Below are 19,531 nucleotides of genomic sequence, written 5' to 3'. Positions count from 1 at the left end.
GCCGAGCGGGCCGTTCCGGCGCCGCCCGGCTCCGACCGAGGAGGTCGACCGTGAAGATCATCGTTCTCGTGAAGGCGGTGCTCGACACCGCGGAGAGCCGCCGGCTGAGTCGCGAGACCGGTCTCGCCGAGCGCACGGAATCGGGGTACGTGCTCGATGGGATGTCGGATCGTGCGCTCGAGGCCGCCGTCGCGTACGCCGAATCGGCGGACGGTGTCGAGGTCGTCACGCTGATGGTCGCTCCCGAGGAGGCGCTCGCGACGCTTCGGAAGACCCTGGCCGTCGGGGCCGATCGGGCTCTCCACATCGTCGATCCGGATCTGGTCGGCGCGGATATCGTGCTCACGGCCCAGGCGATCGCCGCGGCCGTCGGCCGCGAGTCGTGCGATCTGGTGATCGGCGGCGAGACCTCCACCGACGGCGCGAGCGGGATGGTGCCCGCCGCGGTCGCCGAGTGGGCCGGCCTGGCCTTCGCCTCCGGCCTCGACGAGATCGAGATATCGCCGGGCCTCGTGAGCGGCGTCCGCTCCGACGGCGGCGGCGTGCAGACCCTCGAGGTCGATCTGCCCGCGATCGTCTCGGTCACCGAGGCGCTCCCCGCCACCCGGTTCCCCAACTTCAAGGGGATCATGGCGGCCAAGAAGAAGCCGCTCGAGACCCTGTCGCTGGCCGATCTGGGGCTGCGGGACGACCCGGCCCTGGTGGCACGATCGATCGTGCTCTCCGCGGAGCCGTCCCCGCCGAAGCCGAGCGGGATCAAGCTCGTCGACGACGGCACGGCGGCCGATCAGCTCGCCGAGTACCTGATCGAGAGCGGAGCGATCCGATGAGCGGAGCAGCAGCGGCGTATCCGGAGGACGCGGTGCTCGCCGTGCTCGAGCTCGGACCCGACGGCGCACTCGCGGGGTCGGCTGCCGAACTGCTCGGGGCGGCCTCATCGATCGGTTCGCCGGTGGCGCTGCTGCTCGACACGGACGAGGAGAGCCCCGCCGTCGACGAAGCCGCGCGGCTCGGCGCGGCAACGGTGCTCACCGCAGAGGGTGCCGCGAGCGGCATCCACGCCGTCGACGCGCTCACCGCGGCGGTCGCGCTCGTCGCTCCGGATGCGGTGCTGCTCTCGCACTCGCGGCTCGGACGCGAGATCGCCGCTCGCTACGCGGTGCGGGCCGAGGCCGCCATCGCGGCCGACGCCGTCGGCGTCTCCCGCGACGAGCTGGGCGTCGTCGCCCACCACTCCGCGTTCGGCGGCGACTATCGGGTCACCGCCACGGCGTCGCTCGGCGCCCCGGTCATCACCCTCCGCCCCGGAGCCGTGGCGGCACGAGCCGAGGGCCGGGCGCGCGACGCGCACGCGCTCGAGTTCCAGCCCTCGGAGGGTCCCGGATCGCGCGTCACCGGCTTCACCGAGGCTGCTGCCACGGCCGTCCGGCCGGCGCTCGCCGGCGCCGACATCGTGGTCTCCGGCGGGCGGGGCCTCGGATCGGCCGATCGCTTCGCGCTCGTCGAAGAGCTGGCGGATGCGCTCGGCGCCGCGGTCGGCGCGTCGCGGGCCGCCGTGGACGCGGGGTTCGTGCCGGCGACGCTGCAGGTCGGGCAGACCGGTGTCACGGTCGCACCTCGCCTCTACATCGCCCTCGGCATCTCCGGGGCGATCCAGCACCGTGCCGGAATGCAGACCGCGAAGACGATCGTCGCGATCAACACCGACGAGAACGCACCCATCTTCGAGGTGTCGGACTTCGGCATCGTGGGTGACCTGTTCACGATCGTGCCGCAGCTGATCTCGGCCCTCGAACGGAAGCGGCGGTGACGGCGCCATGACCGGGTCGCCGCAGATGCGCCGCGGACTCCCTCGAACGCCCGGCGGCGAACCGTGGCCGCCGCTCGCACGGTCCGCACCGCCGACGGACGCGTCCCCGGCGGCGCAGGCCGTCCCCGCCGGCGTGCGTGAGACGCCACCAGCCGGAGCACCCGGACGAGACGCCGCTCTTCGCAGCCCCGAGGGTGCGGGATCGGGCGCCCGGCTCGGATCGGGTCTGCCGCAGGCCCGGCCGGCAGCACCGCGGCAAGGGCTTCCGAGGATCCCGGGGGGCGAACCCTGGCCCCCGAGCATCGGGATGGCGCTCCCCGCGCCCGTCGACGGCCCACCGGCGGAACCGGCGGAACCGGGACTGCCGGCGGAACCGGCGGAACCGGGACTGCCGGCGGAACCGGGAGTACCGGCGGAACCGGCGACCGCCGAGGCACCCCGGGAGACGTTCCGGGAGGCGCCGGCGGAACGGTCGCTCCCACTGGCCGAGCAGCAGCAGGCCGGAACGCGCCCGGCGCCCCGGACGGCCCGGCCGCGCGGCGTGCGCCTCGCCGGGCCCGTCCTCGCCCTCGTGCTCGCGGCGGGGGTCGTGGTGCTCGCCGCCCGCGGCGTCACGACGCTCCCGGGGGTGCCCGAGTTCCTGCAGCGCTACCCCGGCTCCTCAGAACCGCCCGACACCGTCGAGCCCGGTTTCCCGGGCTGGGTGCGGTGGACGCACTTCCTCAACGCCTTCTTCATGATCCTGATCATCCGCACCGGCTGGCAGGTGAGAACCCAGCAGAAGCCTCCGGCCTACTGGTCCTCGCGCCGATCGGGGCGCCGGTTCAGCCTCACGCTGTGGGCGCACCTCCTCGTGGACGCGCTGTGGCTGCTCAACGGCGTCGCCTTCGTCGTGCTCCTCTTCGCGAGCGGGCGCTGGGCGCGGATCGTGCCCACGAGCTGGGACGCGCTTCCCAACGCGGCCTCGGCGCTGCTGCAGTACCTGACCCTCGAGTGGCCGGTCGAGGACGGCTGGGCGAACTACAACTCGCTGCAGCAGATCATGTACTTCCTGGTCGTGTTCGTCGCGGCCCCGCTCGCCCTGCTCACGGGGCTCCGCATGAGCGCCTGGTGGCCGCGCCGGTTCGAGTCGCTGGGCCGCGTCTTCCCGGTGGAGGCGGCGCGCGTGCTCCACTTCCTCACGATGTCCTTCTTCGTGGTCTTCATCGTCGTTCACGTCTTCCTGGTCTTCGCGACCGGTGCGCTGCGGAACCTGAACCACATGTTCTGGGGCGCCGACAGCCCGGGCTGGGCCGGGTTCATCTGGTTCGCGATGGCCGTGCTGGCGACGGCGGGGGCGGTCGCGGCGATGCGGCCGGTGCTCATCGCACCCCTCGCCGGCCGCTTCGGCACGGTAAGCACGAAGTAAGCCCGGCGGGCTACTGCTCGACCAGCCCCAGCACGCGGTACGGCACGAGCTCGCGCATCACGAACGCGGTCTCGGTGCGCTCGACGCCGTCGATGCCGAGGATGCTCGCGTCGAGGTCGAACAGATGCGAGGTGTCGCGACACGCGACCAGGGCCATCAGGTCGACACGACCGCTCAACCCGTGCACCTGCAGCACCTCCGGGATCTCGCCGAGCAGTTCGACGATCTGCGGCAGCCGGGCCTGCCGCACCCCGATGCTGAGGAACGCCTGCAGCGGGTACCCCCAGGGGCCGGGAGAGAACGCGCGCTCGTAGCCGAGAATCGCCCCGCTGCTCTCGAGCTTCACCATGCGCGCCTGCACCGTGTTGCGGGAGACGTTCAGCTGATCGGCGAGCGCGACGACCGTCGCTCGCGGGTCCTTCGCGAGTGCGGCCAGCAGCGCCCGATCGACTCGATCCATCTTGATCATAGTGCTTCATTCTAGCGGTCATGACAAGGAGATATTGAGCAGAGTGTTGAGATTTTTGCGCATAACTTGTGCAGACTGATGAAGGCGACTTATCTTCGAAAGAACACTGCGGTCGCGAAGGTGGGAGCGTGTGAGCCCCCGGGATTCGGCCCAGTGCACTTCCTGGAGGAACGACGATGGCGCCGTTGCATGAAGCTCACCCGTACGACCACGTGCTGGAGGACTGCGAGGTGCTGCTCGACGCAGCAGGCGCGCGCGTCGCCGGCAGCAGGCTCGACTCCTATGTCGAGGAGCTCGACGGGGACCGGTTGCGCGGGCTCTACCGCGACATGTCGATTCTGCGGCGGATCGACACGGAAGGCGTGTCCCTGCAGCGGCAGGGGCAGCTGGGACTCTGGCCCCCGTGCAGGGGCCAGGAGGCGGCGCAGATCGGCACCGTCCGCGCTCTGCGCGATGACGACTTCCTCTTCACCAGCTACCGCGAACTCGGACTCGTCTACGCTCGCGGTGGGGCTCCGGGCGATTTCGTGCGCATGTGGCGCGGAGAGTCGGGATCCGGTCACGACCCGGCCGAACTCTCCATCGCCCCGATGCAGATCGTCATCGGCGCGCAGACCCTGCACGCGGTCGGCTACGCGCTGGGCATCAGCATCGACGGCGGCGAGCAGATCTCCGCCGCCTACTTCGGCGACGGCGCGACCAGCGAGGGCGACGTGAACGAAGCACTCGTCTTCGCCGCGAGCTACGAGGTGCCTGCCGTCTTCATGTGCCAGAACAACCAGTGGGCGATCTCGGAGCCCGTGGCGCTCCAGTCGAAGTACTCCCTCGCGCAGCGCGCAGCGGGCTTCGGCGTGCCGAGCATCCGCATCGACGGCAACGACGTGCTCGCCTGCTTCGCCGCGATGCGCTGGGCCGCCGATCATGCGCGCTCCGGCCGGGGGCCGGCCTTCATCGAGGCCGTCACGTATCGGCTCGGACCGCACACGACGGCGGACGACCCCACCCGATACCGATCGGCCGACGAGCTCGAGGCCTGGACCCGCCGCGACCCCCTGCTCCGGCTCGAGACGCACCTGCGCGAGATCGACGCGCTAGACGACGATCAGCACCGGCAGATCCTCGCCGACGGCGAGCAGCTGGCCATGGACATGCGCGCCGCCTGCATCTCGATGGAGACCCCGCCGCCCCTGTCGCTCTTCGACCACGTCTACGCGGAGCCCCACCGCGAGCTCGCCCGGCAGCGCGATGCCTACGCCGCCTATCTCTCGAGTTTCGAACCGGAGGATGACCAATGACGGAGACGACGACCGTCGCGAAGGCGCTCACCGCCGCCCTGCGCGACGCGCTGCGGGAAGACGACCGGGTGGTGCTGCTCGGCGAGGACATCGGCAAGCTCGGCGGCGTATTCAGGATCACGGACGGCCTGCTCGAGGAGTTCGGTGAGCGGCGGGTCATCGACACCCCGCTCGCCGAGTCCGGCATCGTCGGCACCGCGATCGGGCTCGCGTTCCGCGGGTTCCGGCCGGTCGTCGAGATCCAGTTCGACGGTTTCGTGTACCCGGCCTTCGACCAGATCGTGTCGCAGCTCGCGAAGCTGCACGCGCGCACCCGCGGGCGTGTGAAGATGCCGGTGACCGTGCGGATCCCCTGGGCGGGCGGCATCGGAGCCGCGGAGCATCACTCCGAGTCTCCCGAGGCGTACTTCATGCACACCGCCGGTCTGCGGGTGGTGGTGGTCTCGAACGGGCAGGACGCCTACGATGCACTGCGCCGGGCGATCGCCTCGGACGACCCGGTCGTCTTCCTCGAGCCGAAGCGCCTCTACCACTCGAAGAGTCCCGCGACGACGCATCGCAGCATCGCGGAGCTCCCCGCGACGGACACGGCGAGGGTGCTGCGAACAGGCGGCGACGTCACGCTGCTCGCGTACGGCGCGCTCGTCCCCACCGCCCTCGACGCCGCGGTGGCGGCTGCCGATGAGGGGATCTCGATCGAGGTCATCGACCTCCGTTCGCTCTCCCCGGTGGATTACGACACCATCTCGGATTCCGTCTCGCGCACCGGCCGTGTGGTAGTCGTGCACGAGGCCTCTCGAGAGGCGGGCCCCGCCGCAGAACTCATCGCCTCCATCGTCGAACGCGACTTCGAATACCTCGAGGCGGCGCCGCGCCGAGTGACGGGTCACGATATCCCGTACCCGCCGGCGAAGCTCGAGAAGCACCACCTGCCCGACCTCGACCGCATTCTGCACGCGGTGGATCAGGTCATGGTGCCGCTGGGCGAGCAGACGGGAGCGGACCGATGAGCACCGTCTTCCTGCTCCCCGACCTCGGCGAAGGGCTCGTCGAGGCGAGGGTCGTGCAGTGGTTCGTCGAGGCGGGCGACGCGGTCGCCCTGAATCAGCCGCTGGCCGAGATGGAGACCGCGAAGGCGATCGTCGAGATCCCGTCTCCCCACGCCGGCATCGCGGCGCGGCTGCACGCCCAGGTCGGCGACACCGTGGAGGTCGGTTCGCCACTGATCTCGTTCGAGGTCGAGGGCGCGGATGACGGGGCGGTCGGCACCGGGCCGGAGGGCTCATCCCCGCGTGCGGCGGACTCGGGGGACGGCACGGCGGACGGCACCGCGGACGCGGCACCCGAGCCCACGCTCGTCGGGTACGGGGCGGCCGCCACGACGTCGGTGCGCCCCGCTCGGCGCAGACGCATCCGGAGTGCCGCACCGGCGCCTGCGCACGCCCCGGCCGGCGAGCCCGAACGGCGGCGCCGCCCGCGGGCCACACCGCCGGTTCGCGTCTACGCGCGCCGCAGCGGGGTCGATCTCGCAGCGATCGCGGACTCCGTCGGCGATCGGCTCATCACCCGCGATGATGTGGACCGCCACGTCGGCGCGGGCGCCCCGCCTCGCTCCGACCACGAGGACTCCACGCCGTCGACCGCGACCGCGCAGCCGGACGGGACGATCCGGATCCCGGTGACAGGAGTGCGCAAGCACACCGCGGAAGCCATGGTGCAGAGCGCGTTCACGGCCCCGCAGGCGACGGTGTTCTACACGGTCGACGCGACCGGGTCCACGGAGTTCATCTCCTCGCTCGGCGCCGACCGAACGGTCTCCGAGCATCGGATCGGGCTGCTCGCCGTGGTCGCCAGGGCGGTGTGCCTCGCGCTGCGGGAGGTTCCCGAGGTCAACGCGCGGTGGGACGGCGACGCGGGTGAGATCCTGCAGTTCGACTCCGTGGACCTCGGCATCGCGGCGGCGACCGACCGCGGGCTGCTGCTGCCGAACATCCACGGCGCGGACCGCTTGTCGCTCACGGAGCTGGCCGACGAGCTGCGGGATCTGACCGCAGCGGCGCGATCCGGGAAGACGACCCCGCAGAGCCTCGCCGGCGGCACGTTCTCGATCACGAACGTCGGCGTGTTCGGCGTCGATACCGGCACGCCAATCCTGCCTCCCGGCCAGGCGGGCATCCTCGCGGTGGGCGCGGTTCGGCGTCGGCCGTGGGAGCATCGTGGCGGCATCGAGCTGCGCGATGTGCTGACGCTCAGCCTGTCGTTCGATCACCGCGTCATCGACGGCGCCGAGAGCTCGCGCTTCCTGAAGATCGTCGGCGATCTCCTCGAGTCTCCGGCGCGAGCCATGCTGCTCGCGTGAGCGCTCTCGCGACGGGCCGGCTCCCGTAGCGCCGCGTCGCTGCCGGAGCCCGCCCGATCCTCTCCGGCCTCGTCCTTGCAGGACCCGGCCCGCGCGGCCCTGCCGGATCCGGCCTGCGCTGCCCGGCCCTGCCTCACCCGGCCTGGCCCGGCCCTGCCGGATGCCGCCCGGCTCCGCCCGACCCAACCCGGCCCTGCCTGACCTCGATGCCGAGACCGCTCCGAGAAAACTCGAGACGCACCTGCATTTCTCGCGCGCAATGAGTTAGTCTATGTAATTGACTACAAAGCTTGTTATCAGGGAGGGTCGATGACGATCACCGCGGATTTCGAACCGCTCCGCTTCTACCACGATGATCTGGCGATCACGGCGACGGTCGGAGGGTCGGGGTCTCCCCTGCTGCTCCTGCACGGGTACCCGCAGACCAGACGCATGTGGCACCTGGTCGCCCCGCGGCTCGCGGAGCATCACACCGTCGTGCTCGCGGACCTCCGCGGATACGGAGATTCCGGCAAGCCGCAGCCCGCGTCCGACGGCAGCACCTACTCCAAGCGCAGCATGGCCGCGGATCAGCTCGCGCTCATGCGGTCGCTCGGTTTCGAACGCTTCGGGGTCGCCGGCCACGACCGGGGCGGACGGGTGGCTCACCGCATGGCCCTCGACGCACCCGAGGCGGTCGAGCGCATCGCGGTGCTCGATATCGTGCCGACTCTGCACATGTTCGAGCACGTCGATCGCGCCATGGCGTCCTCCTACTTCCACTGGTTCTTCCTCGCGCTGCGCAACGGGGTACCCGAGCGCCTGCTCGCCGCGGATCCGACCACCTGGCTGCGGAGCCGATTCGACGGTCGGAACGCCGGAGGCCGGCCGATCGACGACAACGCCTACGCCGAGTACGAGCGCTGCTTCCTGAGCCCGGGGGCGATCGAGGCCTCCACGGCGGACTACCAGTCGGCGGCGTCGATCGACCTCGAGCACGACCGCGAGGATCGCGACCGCGGTCGGCTCGTCGAGGCGCCGCTGCTCGCGCTCTGGGGCTCGGAGGGGTACGTCGGCAAGAACTTCGACGTGCTGGAGGTGTGGCGACGGTGCGCGGCCTCCGTGCGCGGACGCGCCCTCCACTCGGATCACTACCTCGCCGAGGAGGTCCCCGACGAGGTCGCGGACGAGCTCGCCGCCTTCTTCTCGGGAGCCGCCGACGGCGCTCCCCGACCCGCCGCCGACCGAGGAGCACCCGAATGAGCGCAGACGTCATCCTCGCCGAGTCGCGGCTGCGCGAACTCGTCGAGACCGAGTCCCCGACGGGGCACCGCGCCGGGATCGCCGCGTGCTTCCGCCTGATCGACGCCTGGGCTTCGCCGCTGTTCGGCCGGTCCGGCGAGCTGCGGAAGATCGACGGCGTCAGCCACCTCTACTGGCCCGCCGTCCGGGAGGGGGGCGTGCTGATTCTCGGTCATCTCGATACGGTCTGGCCGCTCGGCACCCTGGACGCCATGCCGTTCCGGGTGAGCGACGGCCGGGCGTCCGGTCCCGGAACCTTCGACATGAAGGCGGGCACGGTCGCCGCGATCGGCGCGCTCGAGCGGCTCGAATCGCTCGACGACGTCGCACTGCTCCTCACCGCGGACGAGGAGACCGGCTCGACCACCTCGCGCGCGCTGATCGAGGAGGCCGCCCTGCGCTCGCGCGCCGTGCTGATTTTCGAGCCGAGCCTCGACGGAGCGCTCAAGGTGGCGAGACGGGGCGCGAGCATCTATCGGCTTCGCGCGCACGGCCGCGCCGCCCATGCGGGCCTCGAGCCGGAGCTCGGTGCGAACGCGCTCATCGAGATGTCGCGCCAGGTGCTGGAGATCATCAAGGCCCCGGATCCCGAGCTCGGAACGAACGTCACGCCGACGGTGCTGCACTCCGGCACCACAGTGAACACCGTGCCGGATCTCGCCGAGGCCGGGGTCGATGTTCGCGCGTGGAGCCTCGAAGAGCTGCATCGCGTCGACGACTTCATGCGGGCCCTCGCACCCGTCGACCCGAGCGTGACACTCTCGCTCACAGGGGGGATCAATCGGCCCCCGATGCAGCGGGAGTACGCGCAGCCGCTCTTCGAGCTCGCGGCCGCGGTCGCCGACGAGCTGGGGCTTCCTCCGCTCGAGGCCGCAGCCGTGGGCGGCGGCTCGGACGGCAACTTCACGGCCGGTCTCGGGGTCGCCACGCTCGACGGCCTCGGTCCGCTCGGCGACGGGGCGCACGCACCGCACGAGTGGGTGCGGCTGGAGTCGATCGTCGAGCGCTCGAAACTCGCCGCAGGACTCATCGAGCGCCTCAGAACCGTGGGCGAGGCGACCTACACACGCCACGGAGCCGTGGCAGATTGGAGCACACAGTGACTGAAGAGACCTCCGAGACGACGCGCGCAGCGGGCGAACCCGACTGGGTGCTGCGGTTCCGCACACCGCAGCTGATGACGGTGCGTCCGGTGGCCGGCGACGCCGACACCGCGCTCGTCATCGAGAACCAGCCCGCGGACTCGCGCGGTCGGATCTGGCGGTCGGATCCCGCCGGCGGCGAGGCCCGCTGGTCGCCCGAGCTGCCCTACGAACTCGGCTACGACGCGCTGCTCACCCGCGACGGCGAGTGGGTCGTCACCCTGAGCGACGACGGCGGTTCCGAGGTGGGCGGGCTCGTCGCCCTGTCGACGACGGGCGAGGAGCTCGTCGAGCTGACGCCCGGATACGCGCCCTACGTCGTTCGCGGCATGGATCTGTCGGCGGACGGCTTGGCCTTCCTCGCGACGACCGTCGACGACGACGGCTTCCACCTGGTGGTCGTACCCGCCTCGCCCTGGGGCGCGCCTCGCACGATCTGGAGCTCGAGGAACGAGAGCTGGTGGGGCCGCATCTCGGCCGACGGCGCGGTGGCGACCGTCGACACGACCGACCACAATCCCGGCTGGCGCCGCACCGCGGTCACCTGCATCGATACCTCGACCGGAGCGGTCATCGCGGTGTGCGACGACACCGAAGCCGGCGGGCCGGTGCGCGCGGTGAGGTTCTCCCCGCTCGCCCACGATCAGCGGGTGCTGCTCTCGACCGAGCGGAGCGGCTACGCACGACCGGCGATCTGGTCTCCCCTCGACGGCGACCGGGTCGACTTCGCGCTGCCCGAGTTCCCCGGAGACCTGCATCCGCTCGACTGGTCCCCGCAGGCCTCTCGCGTGCTCCTCCTGCACACCCACGAGGGGATCCAGCGCCTCCTGGTGCTCGATACCGACACGGGCGAGGCTCGCGTCGCGCGCGAGGGATCCGGCAGCTACGCCCAGCCGGATGTCGCCTCGGAGCTCAGCTACTACTCGCAGTCGTACCTCGGCCAGGACGGCCGCGTGCTCTCGGTGGAGCAGGCCTGGCACCGACCCGCCTCGGTCGTGGAGATCGCGATCGACGGCGCAGTCCGCACCGTCATCGAGCCGGCGGACGTGCCCGAGGGGATCCCCTTCACCTCGGAGATGGTGACGAGCGAGGACGGCACCCCGGTGCAGCTGTGGTGGGCGTTGCCGAGGGGCGAGGCCCGCGGAACCGTGCTGATCATCCACGGCGGGCCGAATCTCGTGACCAGCGACGGCTACGATCCCGCAGCGCAGGCCTGGCTCGCGGAGGGCTTCGCCGTGGCCGCGATCAACTACCGCGGCTCGGTGCTGTTCGGCCGGGACTTCCGCGAGGGCTTCTGGGTCGGGCACGGCGACCGCGAGATCGCCGATCTGCGGGCGGGCGTGCTCCGCCTTCGCGAGCTGGGCGTCGCCGCACCCGAGTCGACGTTCATCTCCGGGCCTTCCTACGGAGGGCACCTCACGCTGCTCTCGCTCGGACGGCTGCCCGAGATGTTCGCGGGCGGTTTCGCCTTCGTCGCGATGGCCGACTGGGAGGCGGCGTTCGCCGACATGAATGCCGCACTCCGGCCGGTGTGGCAGAACGTGCTCTCGAACAGCGAACTCACCTTCGAGGAGGCCTGCGCCAAGATCTCGGCGATCAGCTACGTCTCCGAGGTACGAGGATCGGCCTGGCTCTGCCAGGGTGCTCGCGACACCCGCACCCCGCCCGTGCAGGCGCAGAACTACGCCGACCGCTTGCGGGAGGCCGGCGGGGATGTGCTGCTCGATTGGTTCGACGCGGGTCACGAGCCCAGCGGGCTCGCAGTCGAGGAGGCCTGGCAGCATCGGATGCTCGAGCTGGCCGATCTGGCGCTCGCCGGGAGGCGCTGGTCGACCGAGGCATAGCCTGGATTCACCGGTACCGGGGATGGTCGCGGGCGCGCGTCTCACCGCGGGGCTCCCCGCTCACCCCGCTCTCGAATTCGAGGCCGCTGCGCTGCACTATTGCGGTGATAGTGCAGCGCAGCGGCCTCGAATTCCCCGAGAGAGATGGTGGGCGCCCCGGCGCCACCGTCATCCGGTCGCGCGCTGCGCTCTCGCCGCCTCGGCTCGCGCCTCCAGCCCCTCGAGCAGCAGCTCGAGACCGAGGTCGAAGGTGCCCGCGTCGCCGATCCGGAGCGGCGGTCCGCCCGCCGAGGTGATCGCCGGGAACTCCTCGGGATCGAGCTGCTCGTAGCGCAGGCGCCAGGCCAGGTCGTCCTCTCGCTGCACCTCCTCCGGCAGCGCGTGGGCCGCGGACTCGATGCTCGACAGGGCTCGCACGTAGTTGCCGAACACGCGCTGATAGCGCAGCGCCTCCTCCGGCTCGAAGCCGGCCTCGAGCAGCGCCCGCATGATGTACTCCATGTTGGCGAACTCTCGCGGGCGCCGGGTCGTGCGCGCTGCCATGAGCTGCGCGAAGAGCGGGTACCGGAGGTAGTGCTCGTGCACGACTCTCGCCGCGAGACGCAGGTCGTCGCGCCAGTCGCCGGTCGGCACGAGCGCCCCAAGGTAGGAGCGATCCCGCAGCGAGTCGATGAGGGCGAGCATGAGCTCGTCCTTGTCGCGGAAGTGGCGGTACATCGAAGTCGGGTGCGCGCTGAGTTCTGCGCCGAGCGCTTGGAAGGTCAGGCTCTCCACGCCGTCGCGCACGGCGATCTTCTCGGCGGCTTCGAGGATCACCTCGCGATTGAGCGAGTCGCGCTTTCTTCGGGTCCTGACGGGCGCGACAGGCTCGGCGGTCGCCTCTGTCGCGTCCGGTGCGTTCTGCTTGGTCACTTGACTCCTCGCCTGTGGTAGAGGTCGTGGAATACACCCTATCTCGCAACTCAACATTTCAAGTCGATTACATAGTCACGGAGATTGACGATAAGTATTGCTATCGTGGCCGAGTGGCGCTACCGTGAGATCTGCGAGCCTGCAAAGCGGCCTGCTCGTAGATTCCGAAGCGCACTGTCTTCACCGAAGGAAGGAACTGCAATGACGAGTTTCACCCGGACACCGGGCTCCTCTCTCGCCCGATGGAAGCGAGCATTGCTGCCTGCGGCAGCCGTACTCGCACTCGGAATCAGCGGCTGCGCCGGCCAGCCCGCTTCCGACGGCGGTAGCGGCAGTGGCAGTGGCGGCCAGATCGTGATCGGCGCCGAGCAGGAGCCGGACTGCGCCGACTGGATCGCCACCTGTGCTGGCAACATCTGGGGTTCGTACACCATGCGCACGCCGACACTGCCGAGCGCGTTCGACACGAGGGAGACGGCCGAGGGCTGGCAGCTCGTCGCCTCCGACGTGCTCGCCGGCGAACCGGAGGTCGAACTCACCGACGGCAAGCAGATCATCACGTATCGCATCAACCCCGAGGCCGTGTGGTCGGACGGGGAACCGATCTCCGGTGAGGACTTCGTCTACACCGCGCTGCAGATCCGCGACGGCGACGATATCTTCGACAAGACCGGATACTCGCTCATCGAATCCGTCGAGGCGCCCGACGAGAAGACGGCGGTGGTCACGATGAGTTCGGAGTACGGGCTGTGGCGCAGCCTGTTCAGCGGCGACTACTCCCTGCTGCCCAGCCATATCCTCGACGGCGAGGACCGCGCCGCGATCATGAGCGACGGATACGAGTTCTCGGGCGGTCCGTGGAAGATCGACTCGTGGGTGCGCGGCACCTCCGTCACGCTCGTGCCGAACGAGAACTACTGGGGCGAGAAGCCGCAGCTCGAGAAGGTCACCTTCCAGTTCATCACCGACACCGCGGCCGCTTTCCAGGCGCTCAAGAGCGGCCAGGTGCAGGCACTGTATCCGACGCCGCAGCTCGACGCGCTCAGCCAGATCGAGGCCGGCGTGCCCAACACGAACATCGAAGTCGACCCGGATACGGGCAACCTCGAGGCGATCTGGATCAACAACGAGGCGTTCCCGTTCGACAGCGTCGTCACGCGTCAGGCGCTGGCCTACTCGATCGACCGTCCGGCGATCGTCGAACGGCTCTACGGCAAGCTCGGCGTCACCGAGGCGCAGCAGAGCTTCCTGTCGCCGCTCAACTCCTCGTTCGCCTCGGACGACTTCTCCCGCTACACGCGGGATCTCGACAAGGTCGACGAGCTCATGACGGGCGACGGCTGGGCCAAGAACGGCTCCGGCGTCTGGGAGAAGGCCGGTCAGGCCGCCGAGTTCCGCATCACCTCGCACGCGGGCAACAAGCGCCGTGAGCTCACCGAGCAGGTGCTGCAGGCGCAGCTCGAAGAGGCCGGTTTCAAGATGACGATCGCGAACTCCACCGGTGCGGAGATCTTCTCGACGCTCGCGCCTCAGGGCGACTTCGAGCTGGGCCTCTGGACGATCATCGACACGATCCCCGAGCCCACGCTCGCGGCCTCCTTCACCTCCACCGCGATTCCGAGCGAGCAGAACGGCTACTCGGGCATCAACTTCGTGCGCACCGACATCCCCGGCCTGGACGAGCTCCTCGCCACCGTCGAGCAGAGCGTCGATCGGGACACCCGCGTGGAGGCCTCGCTCGCCGCGGAGAAGCTGATCGCCGAGAACATTCCCGGCATCCCCGTCGCCACCGTGCCGAATATCCTCATGACCAATGACAGGATCGGCGGCCCCCTCCAGATCAACCCGTCTGAGGGACCGTTCTGGAACCTGGAGAAATGGACCGTTGGCTGACTCGCAGCCGAGCGGTGCAGAGCCGAGGAGGTGACGCAGAGCCATGATCGCATACGCACTGCGTCGCCTCCTCTACTCGGTCCCGGTCGTCCTCGTCGGTTCGTTCCTGCTCTTCTGGGCCGTGCGCCTCGCATTCGACCCGCTCGCCAAGCTGCGTCAATCGCAGGATCCGACGGTGGTCGCGCGGGAGATCGAACGGCTGGGACTCGACCGCTCCATCCCCGAGCAGTACTTCCTCTGGCTGGGCGGCCTCGTCTCCGGCAGCTGGGGCGTCAGCACCCGCACCGGCGGCGACGTCATGCAGATGATCGGCAATGCCGCCTGGCCCACGGTGCAGCTCATATTCTGGGGCATCCTGATCGGATCGCTCATCGCGCTCGCGGTGGGCACCTACTCGGCGGTGAACCAGTACCGGCTGGGCGACTACGTGCTCACCGGAGCCTCCTACCTCGGCATCGCGCTTCCAGCATTCTGGTTCGGCCTGCTGCTGATCCAGATCTTCGGCGTCTGGCCGGTGCAGTCGCTGGGCGCGAGCGAACCACCGCTCTACTTCGTCGGCCTGCACTCGGTCGGAGAATCCGGATTGAATCTCGACTACCTGAGACACCTCGTGCTGCCGGTGGCCACCCTGTCGATCACGCTCATCGCCAGCTGGAGTCGCTTCGGCCGTGCATCCATGCTCGACGCGCTCTCGAGCGACTACGTGCGCACCGCACGCGCGAAGGGCGTCCCGCGCAGGCAGGTGATCATGCGTCATGCGCTGCGCAACTCGCTCGCTCCGTTCATCACCGTCGTGCTGCTCGACGCCGGTGTGCTCTTCGGCGGCCTCGTGGTGACGGAGCAGATCTTCTCCATCCCCGGCATGGGAAAGCTGCTGCTCGACTCGCTCCTCGCGGGTGACGTGTACGTGCTGCTCCCCTGGATGGCGGTGGTCGCGCTCGCCATCATCCTGTTCAATCTGCTGGCCGACCTCAGCTACGCATTCCTCGACCCGAGAGTGAAGCTCCGATGATCAGACCGCGCACCACAGTGATTCCCATCGCCGCCGAGACCTCGCGGTCCCAGTGGGCGCTCACCCGCCGGCGCTTCTTCAGGCACCGCCTCGCCGTCACCGGGCTCGTCGTGATCGCGCTCCTCGCCGTGCTCTGCTACGGCGCTCCCTGGATCGCCCCGTACAGCGACAACCAGCAGGACCTGCTGCTCGGCGCCACCGGGCCGAGCGCAGAGCACTGGCTCGGCACCGACGATCTCGGGCGGGACTTCCTGAGCCGCCTGCTGTTCGCCGGGCGGGTGTCGCTTTCGGTCGGGCTCGGCGTCGGCGTCCTGTCGACCCTCGTCGGCGTGGTGCTCGGTTCGCTCGCCGGCTACCTCGGCGGTTGGGCGGACGAGGTCATCATGCGACTGGTCGATCTCTTCCTGATCGTGCCCGCGATCGCCGTGCTCGCGCTCGCGCTGCGCGGCCTCGGATCCTCGCCCATCACGATCGTCTTCGTGTTGAGCGCGCTCGGATGGACGGTGATCGCCCGCGTCGCGCGTTCGCAGGTGCTCTCGCTCCGGGAGAAGGAGTTCGTCGATGCCGCCATCGTGCTCGGCGCGTCGACCCCGCGCATCCTGATCAAGCACATGGTGCCGAATCTCGCGGGCGTGATCGCCGTCAACGTCTCGCTCGCGGTGGCCGCGGCGATCATCACCGAATCCACGCTGAGCTTCCTCGGGTTCGGGGTGCAGCCGCCCGAGTCGAGCTGGGGCAACATGCTGAGCCAGGCCTCGGGCCTCCTGGGCACTCCGGCGATGCACCTGCTGATCTTCCCCGGCGTGTTCATCCTGGTGACCGTGCTCGCCGTGAACTTCATCGGCGACGGTCTTCGCGACGCCTTCGACCCCCACGCGAAGCACTGAGGAAGGACGATTCGCATGTCAGATACCCCGGCTCCCGTGCTCGAGGTCGAAGACCTCCGTGTGCGGTTCCGCAGCGACTCGGGCCTCGTCACCTCCGTCGACGGCCTGAGCTTCCAGCTGCTGCCCGGCGAGACCCTCGGCGTCGTCGGGGAATCCGGATCCGGCAAGAGCGTCACCTCGATGGCGGTCATGGGCCTGCTGCCCAAAGCCGCCCAGGTCTCCGGCTCCATCCGCCTGCGGGGCGAGGAGCTGCTCGGCAAGAGCGAGCACGATCTGCAGACGCTTCGCGGCCGACGCATCGCCATGATTTTCCAGGACGCGCTCGCCGCGCTCAACCCGGTGCACACCGTCGGCGAGCAGCTGATGGAGGCGGTGCGCGTGCACGACGGACGCGCGAGCAGATCCCGGCTCCGGGCACGCGCCGTCGAGTTGCTCGACACCGTCGGCATCCCCTCCCCCGAGCAGCGCGTCGACCAGTTCCCGCACGAGTTCTCGGGCGGCATGCGCCAGCGCATCATGATCGCGATGAGCATCGCGAACGACCCCGACGTGCTGATCGCCGACGAACCCACGACGGCTCTCGACGTCACGGTGCAGGCCCAGGTGCTCGATGTGCTGCGGCGCATCCAGGAGCGCACGGGATCGGCCATGCTCTTGATCACGCACGACCTCGGAGTCGTGGCCGGACTCGCCGACCGGGTGCTCGTGATGTACGCGGGCAAGATGGTGGAGCAGGCGCCGGTCGAACCGATCTTCTACGAGACGGCCCATCCCTACACGATCGGGCTGCTCGACTCCATGCCGCGCGTCGACCAGCAGACCGGCTCGGAGCTGTTCTCGATCCCGGGGATGCCGCCCAAACCCACGGATCTCCCCGCCGGCTGCCGCTTCTCACCCCGCTGCGCCTGGGCCGTCGCCGGCCTCTGCGACGTGGATGACATTCCCGTCTCCGAGATCTCGCCACTCCACTCCGCCGCCTGCCTCCGGCTCGAGGCGGTACGCGAGGCACGTCACGGAGGTGCATCATGAGCTACGCACTCGAAGTCTCAGATCTGGTGAAGGAGTATCCGGTGCGCACCGGCGTGTTCCGCCGGCGCACGGGAACCGTGCACGCGATCTCCGAGGTGAGCCTGAAGCTGGAGCGGGGCACGACGCTCGGGATCGTCGGCGAGTCCGGCTGCGGGAAGAGCACGCTGGGACGGTCGCTCGTGCGGCTGCACGACATCGACAGCGGCACCATCCTCCTCGACGGCGAGCCCATCGAGGAGGCGACCGGATCGAAGCTGCGCGAGACCCGTCGCAAGATCCAGATGGTCTTCCAGGATCCCTACGCCTCGCTCGATCCTCGAATGACGATCCGGTCGATCCTCAGCGAACCGCTGGAGATCCACGGGCTCCACCGCGAGAGGCGGGAGGAGCGCGTCCGCGAGCTGCTCGAGATCGTCGGGCTCCGTCCGGAGTACGCGAGCCGGTACCCGCACGAGTTCTCGGGCGGTCAGCGCCAGCGCATCGGGATCGCGCGCGCACTCGCGGTGGAGCCGGAGGTGCTCGTGCTCGACGAGCCCGTCAGCGCCCTCGACGTGAGTGTGCAGGCGGGGGTGCTCAACATGCTCCGAGAGCTGCAGCGGAGGCTCGGCTTGAGCTACGTGTTCATCGCGCACGATCTCTCGGTCGTGCGCCACCTCAGCGACCACGTCGCCGTGATGTACCTCGGCCGCATCGTCGAATCGGCCCCGGTGAACGAGCTGTTCTCACGCCCGAGGCACCCGTACACGCAGGCGCTGCTCTCCGCGGTGCCGATCCCCGATCCTCGACTCGAGCGCAGCCGCGAGCGGATCATGCTGCAGGGGGACGTGCCGAGCCCGGTCCACCCGCCCAGCGGCTGCCGCTTCAGGACCCGCTGCTGGAAGGCGACGGAGCTGTGCGCGACGGAGACGCCGGCGCTGCTCGGCGACACCGACGGCGACGGCGCAGTCGCCTGCCACTACCCGGAGGTGCGGGACATGCTGCAGCCCTGACTGCCGCGCTCACGGCGGGATCGCCCCGCCTCCGATCCAGCACTCACCCCTCGTGCGCCGCCGCCGGAGGCGCATCGGAGACGCACGGACGCATCAGAGAAGGAAGACACGAATGACCACGTTCACACGCATCGCCGTGATCGCCGGAGACGGCATCGGCAAGGAGGTCATGCCCGAGGGCCTGCGCGCCCTGGAGGCCGCGGCAGCGCGCTTCGACCTCGCGCTCGAGTTCACGCACTTCGACTTCGCCAGCGCGGACTACTACCTCGAGCACGGCACGATGCTCCCGGAGGACTGGTTCGAGCAGCTCCGCCCGTTCGACGCGATCTTCTTCGGCGCGGTCGGCTGGCCGGAGGTGGTGCCGGATCACGTGTCGCTCTGGGGCAGTCTGCTGCAGTTCCGGCGCTCGTTCGACCAGTACATCAATCTGCGCCCCTGCCGCCTGCTTCCCGGCGTCAAGAGCCCCCTCGCGGGCCGCGAGCCCGGCGACGTCGACTTCTACGTCGTGCGCGAGAACACCGAGGGCGAGTACTCGTCGATCGGCGGCCGCATGTTCGAGGGGACCGACCGGGAGCTGGTGCTCCAGGAGACCGTGATGACCCGGGTGGGCGTCGATCGTGTGCTGAACTACGCGTTCGAGCTCGCGGCCAGACGACCCGGGAAGCACCTCACCTCGGCGACGAAGAGCAACGGCATCTCGATCTCGATGCCGTACTGGGACGAGCGGGTGAGAGTAGCGGCCGAGCGCTTCCCCGAGGTGCGGCAGGACCAGTTCCACATCGACATCCTCACGGCCAACTTCGTGCTGCACCCCGACTGGTTCGACGTGGTCGTCGCGAGCAACCTGTTCGGCGACATCCTGTCCGACCTCGGACCGGCCTGCACCGGCACGATCGGCGTGGCCCCGAGCGCGAACATCAACCCCGAGGGCGATTTCCCGAGCCTCTTCGAACCGGTGCACGGATCGGCGCCCGACATCGCGGGGCAGGGTATCGCGAACCCGATCGGCCAGATCTGGTCGGGCGCGATGATGCTCGAGCATTTCGGCGAGGCCGAGGCGGGAGCCGCGATCCTCGCCGCCATCGAGCACGTGCTCGAGACCGGGGCCGAGCGCGGGACGCTAACCCCCGATCTCGGCGGCCAGGCCACGACCGCAGAGCTCGGAGCGGCGATCGCGGCGCGCATCGCGCAGGCCTGATCG

17 protein-coding genes are annotated in these 19,531 nt (G+C 69.8%); 15 read left to right on the top strand and 2 right to left on the bottom strand.

Annotated features, from left to right (window positions below):
* The first annotated feature begins 50 nt into the window (after positions 1–50).
* From AMS65_RS03320 to AMS65_RS18640, 3 genes are all read left to right on the top strand, one after another.
* A complete protein-coding gene (locus AMS65_RS03320) occupies positions 51–830 on the top strand; it encodes an electron transfer flavoprotein subunit beta/FixA family protein (protein ID WP_053382745.1) in 780 nt (259 codons plus the stop codon).
* Positions 827–1,810 carry an electron transfer flavoprotein subunit alpha/FixB family protein gene (locus tag AMS65_RS03315; protein WP_053382744.1) on the top strand — a complete coding sequence of 328 codons (984 nt, stop codon included), beginning with the start codon at positions 827–829 and terminating at the stop codon, positions 1,808–1,810. The genes AMS65_RS03320 and AMS65_RS03315 overlap by 4 nt, the downstream gene beginning before the upstream one ends.
* Before the next feature lie 307 nt (positions 1,811–2,117).
* Positions 2,118–3,218 carry a cytochrome b/b6 domain-containing protein gene (locus AMS65_RS18640; RefSeq protein ID WP_241489320.1) on the top strand — a complete coding sequence of 367 codons (1,101 nt, stop codon included), beginning with the start codon at positions 2,118–2,120 and terminating at the stop codon, positions 3,216–3,218.
* Between the two features lie 10 nt (positions 3,219–3,228).
* Here the strand turns inward: AMS65_RS18640 and AMS65_RS03305 are convergent, their stop codons facing one another.
* Positions 3,229–3,687 carry an Lrp/AsnC family transcriptional regulator gene (locus AMS65_RS03305; RefSeq protein WP_053382743.1) on the bottom strand — a complete coding sequence of 153 codons (459 nt, stop codon included), beginning with the start codon at positions 3,685–3,687 and terminating at the stop codon, positions 3,229–3,231.
* A gap of 176 nt (positions 3,688–3,863) precedes the next feature.
* Here AMS65_RS03305 and pdhA point away from each other — a divergent pair, with 176 nt between their 5' ends.
* From pdhA to AMS65_RS03275, 6 genes are all read left to right on the top strand, one after another.
* Positions 3,864–4,982, top strand: a complete 1,119-nt coding sequence (gene pdhA, locus AMS65_RS03300) for a pyruvate dehydrogenase (acetyl-transferring) E1 component subunit alpha (RefSeq protein WP_053382742.1) — start codon at positions 3,864–3,866, stop codon at positions 4,980–4,982.
* Entirely contained in the window at positions 4,979–5,992 is a 1,014-nt protein-coding gene (locus tag AMS65_RS03295; RefSeq protein WP_053382741.1) for an alpha-ketoacid dehydrogenase subunit beta, read from the top strand. Before pdhA ends, AMS65_RS03295 begins: the two co-directional genes overlap by 4 nt.
* Entirely contained in the window at positions 5,989–7,341 is a 1,353-nt protein-coding gene (locus AMS65_RS03290; protein ID WP_053382740.1) for a dihydrolipoamide acetyltransferase family protein, read from the top strand. The genes AMS65_RS03295 and AMS65_RS03290 overlap by 4 nt, the downstream gene beginning before the upstream one ends.
* Positions 7,342–7,650: 309 nt before the next feature.
* Complete coding sequence (locus AMS65_RS03285) at positions 7,651–8,583, top strand: alpha/beta fold hydrolase (protein WP_053382739.1); 933 nt, start codon at positions 7,651–7,653, stop codon at positions 8,581–8,583.
* A complete protein-coding gene (locus tag AMS65_RS03280) occupies positions 8,580–9,725 on the top strand; it encodes a M20 family metallopeptidase (RefSeq protein WP_053382738.1) in 1,146 nt (381 codons plus the stop codon). The genes AMS65_RS03285 and AMS65_RS03280 overlap by 4 nt, the downstream gene beginning before the upstream one ends.
* The gene (locus tag AMS65_RS03275) at positions 9,722–11,608 is read left to right on the top strand and encodes a prolyl oligopeptidase family serine peptidase (RefSeq protein ID WP_053382737.1); all 1,887 of its coding nucleotides are present in this window, start codon (positions 9,722–9,724) and stop codon (positions 11,606–11,608) included. The genes AMS65_RS03280 and AMS65_RS03275 overlap by 4 nt, the downstream gene beginning before the upstream one ends.
* Before the next feature lie 168 nt (positions 11,609–11,776).
* Here AMS65_RS03275 and AMS65_RS03270 read toward each other — a convergent pair whose 3' ends face one another.
* The gene (locus AMS65_RS03270) at positions 11,777–12,520 is read right to left on the bottom strand and encodes a TetR/AcrR family transcriptional regulator (protein WP_053382736.1); all 744 of its coding nucleotides are present in this window, start codon (positions 12,518–12,520) and stop codon (positions 11,777–11,779) included.
* 201 nt (positions 12,521–12,721) lie between these two features.
* On the opposite strand from AMS65_RS03270, the gene AMS65_RS03265 reads away from it, so the two are divergent.
* The 6 genes from AMS65_RS03265 to AMS65_RS03240 all read left to right on the top strand — a co-directional run bounded on the left by AMS65_RS03265 (position 12,722) and on the right by AMS65_RS03240 (position 19,528).
* Positions 12,722–14,413 carry an ABC transporter substrate-binding protein gene (locus tag AMS65_RS03265; protein ID WP_083451450.1) on the top strand — a complete coding sequence of 564 codons (1,692 nt, stop codon included), beginning with the start codon at positions 12,722–12,724 and terminating at the stop codon, positions 14,411–14,413.
* Positions 14,414–14,456: 43 nt separating this feature from the next.
* On the top strand, positions 14,457–15,425 hold the full coding sequence (locus AMS65_RS03260; RefSeq protein WP_053382734.1) for an ABC transporter permease: 969 nt from the start codon (positions 14,457–14,459) through the stop codon (positions 15,423–15,425).
* Entirely contained in the window at positions 15,422–16,312 is an 891-nt protein-coding gene (locus AMS65_RS03255) for an ABC transporter permease (RefSeq protein ID WP_053382733.1), read from the top strand. The genes AMS65_RS03260 and AMS65_RS03255 overlap by 4 nt, the downstream gene beginning before the upstream one ends.
* 15 nt (positions 16,313–16,327) lie before the next feature.
* The gene (locus AMS65_RS19950; RefSeq protein ID WP_053382732.1) at positions 16,328–17,341 is read left to right on the top strand and encodes an ABC transporter ATP-binding protein; all 1,014 of its coding nucleotides are present in this window, start codon (positions 16,328–16,330) and stop codon (positions 17,339–17,341) included.
* Positions 17,338–18,330 (top strand): ABC transporter ATP-binding protein, encoded by a 993-nt coding sequence (locus AMS65_RS19945; protein WP_053382731.1) that lies wholly within the window; start codon positions 17,338–17,340, stop codon positions 18,328–18,330. Before AMS65_RS19950 ends, AMS65_RS19945 begins: the two co-directional genes overlap by 4 nt.
* Positions 18,331–18,442: 112 nt before the next feature.
* On the top strand, positions 18,443–19,528 hold the full coding sequence (locus AMS65_RS03240) for a tartrate dehydrogenase (RefSeq protein ID WP_053382730.1): 1,086 nt from the start codon (positions 18,443–18,445) through the stop codon (positions 19,526–19,528).
* Positions 19,529–19,531: the final 3 nt, after the last annotated feature.

It is taken from the genome of Leucobacter celer subsp. astrifaciens, assembly GCF_001273835.1.
In the GTDB taxonomy this organism is placed as follows: domain Bacteria; phylum Actinomycetota; class Actinomycetes; order Actinomycetales; family Microbacteriaceae; genus Leucobacter; species Leucobacter celer.
The sequence above is the reverse complement of the archived record's forward strand: the minus strand, read 5'-3'. Positions and strand labels throughout refer to the sequence as shown.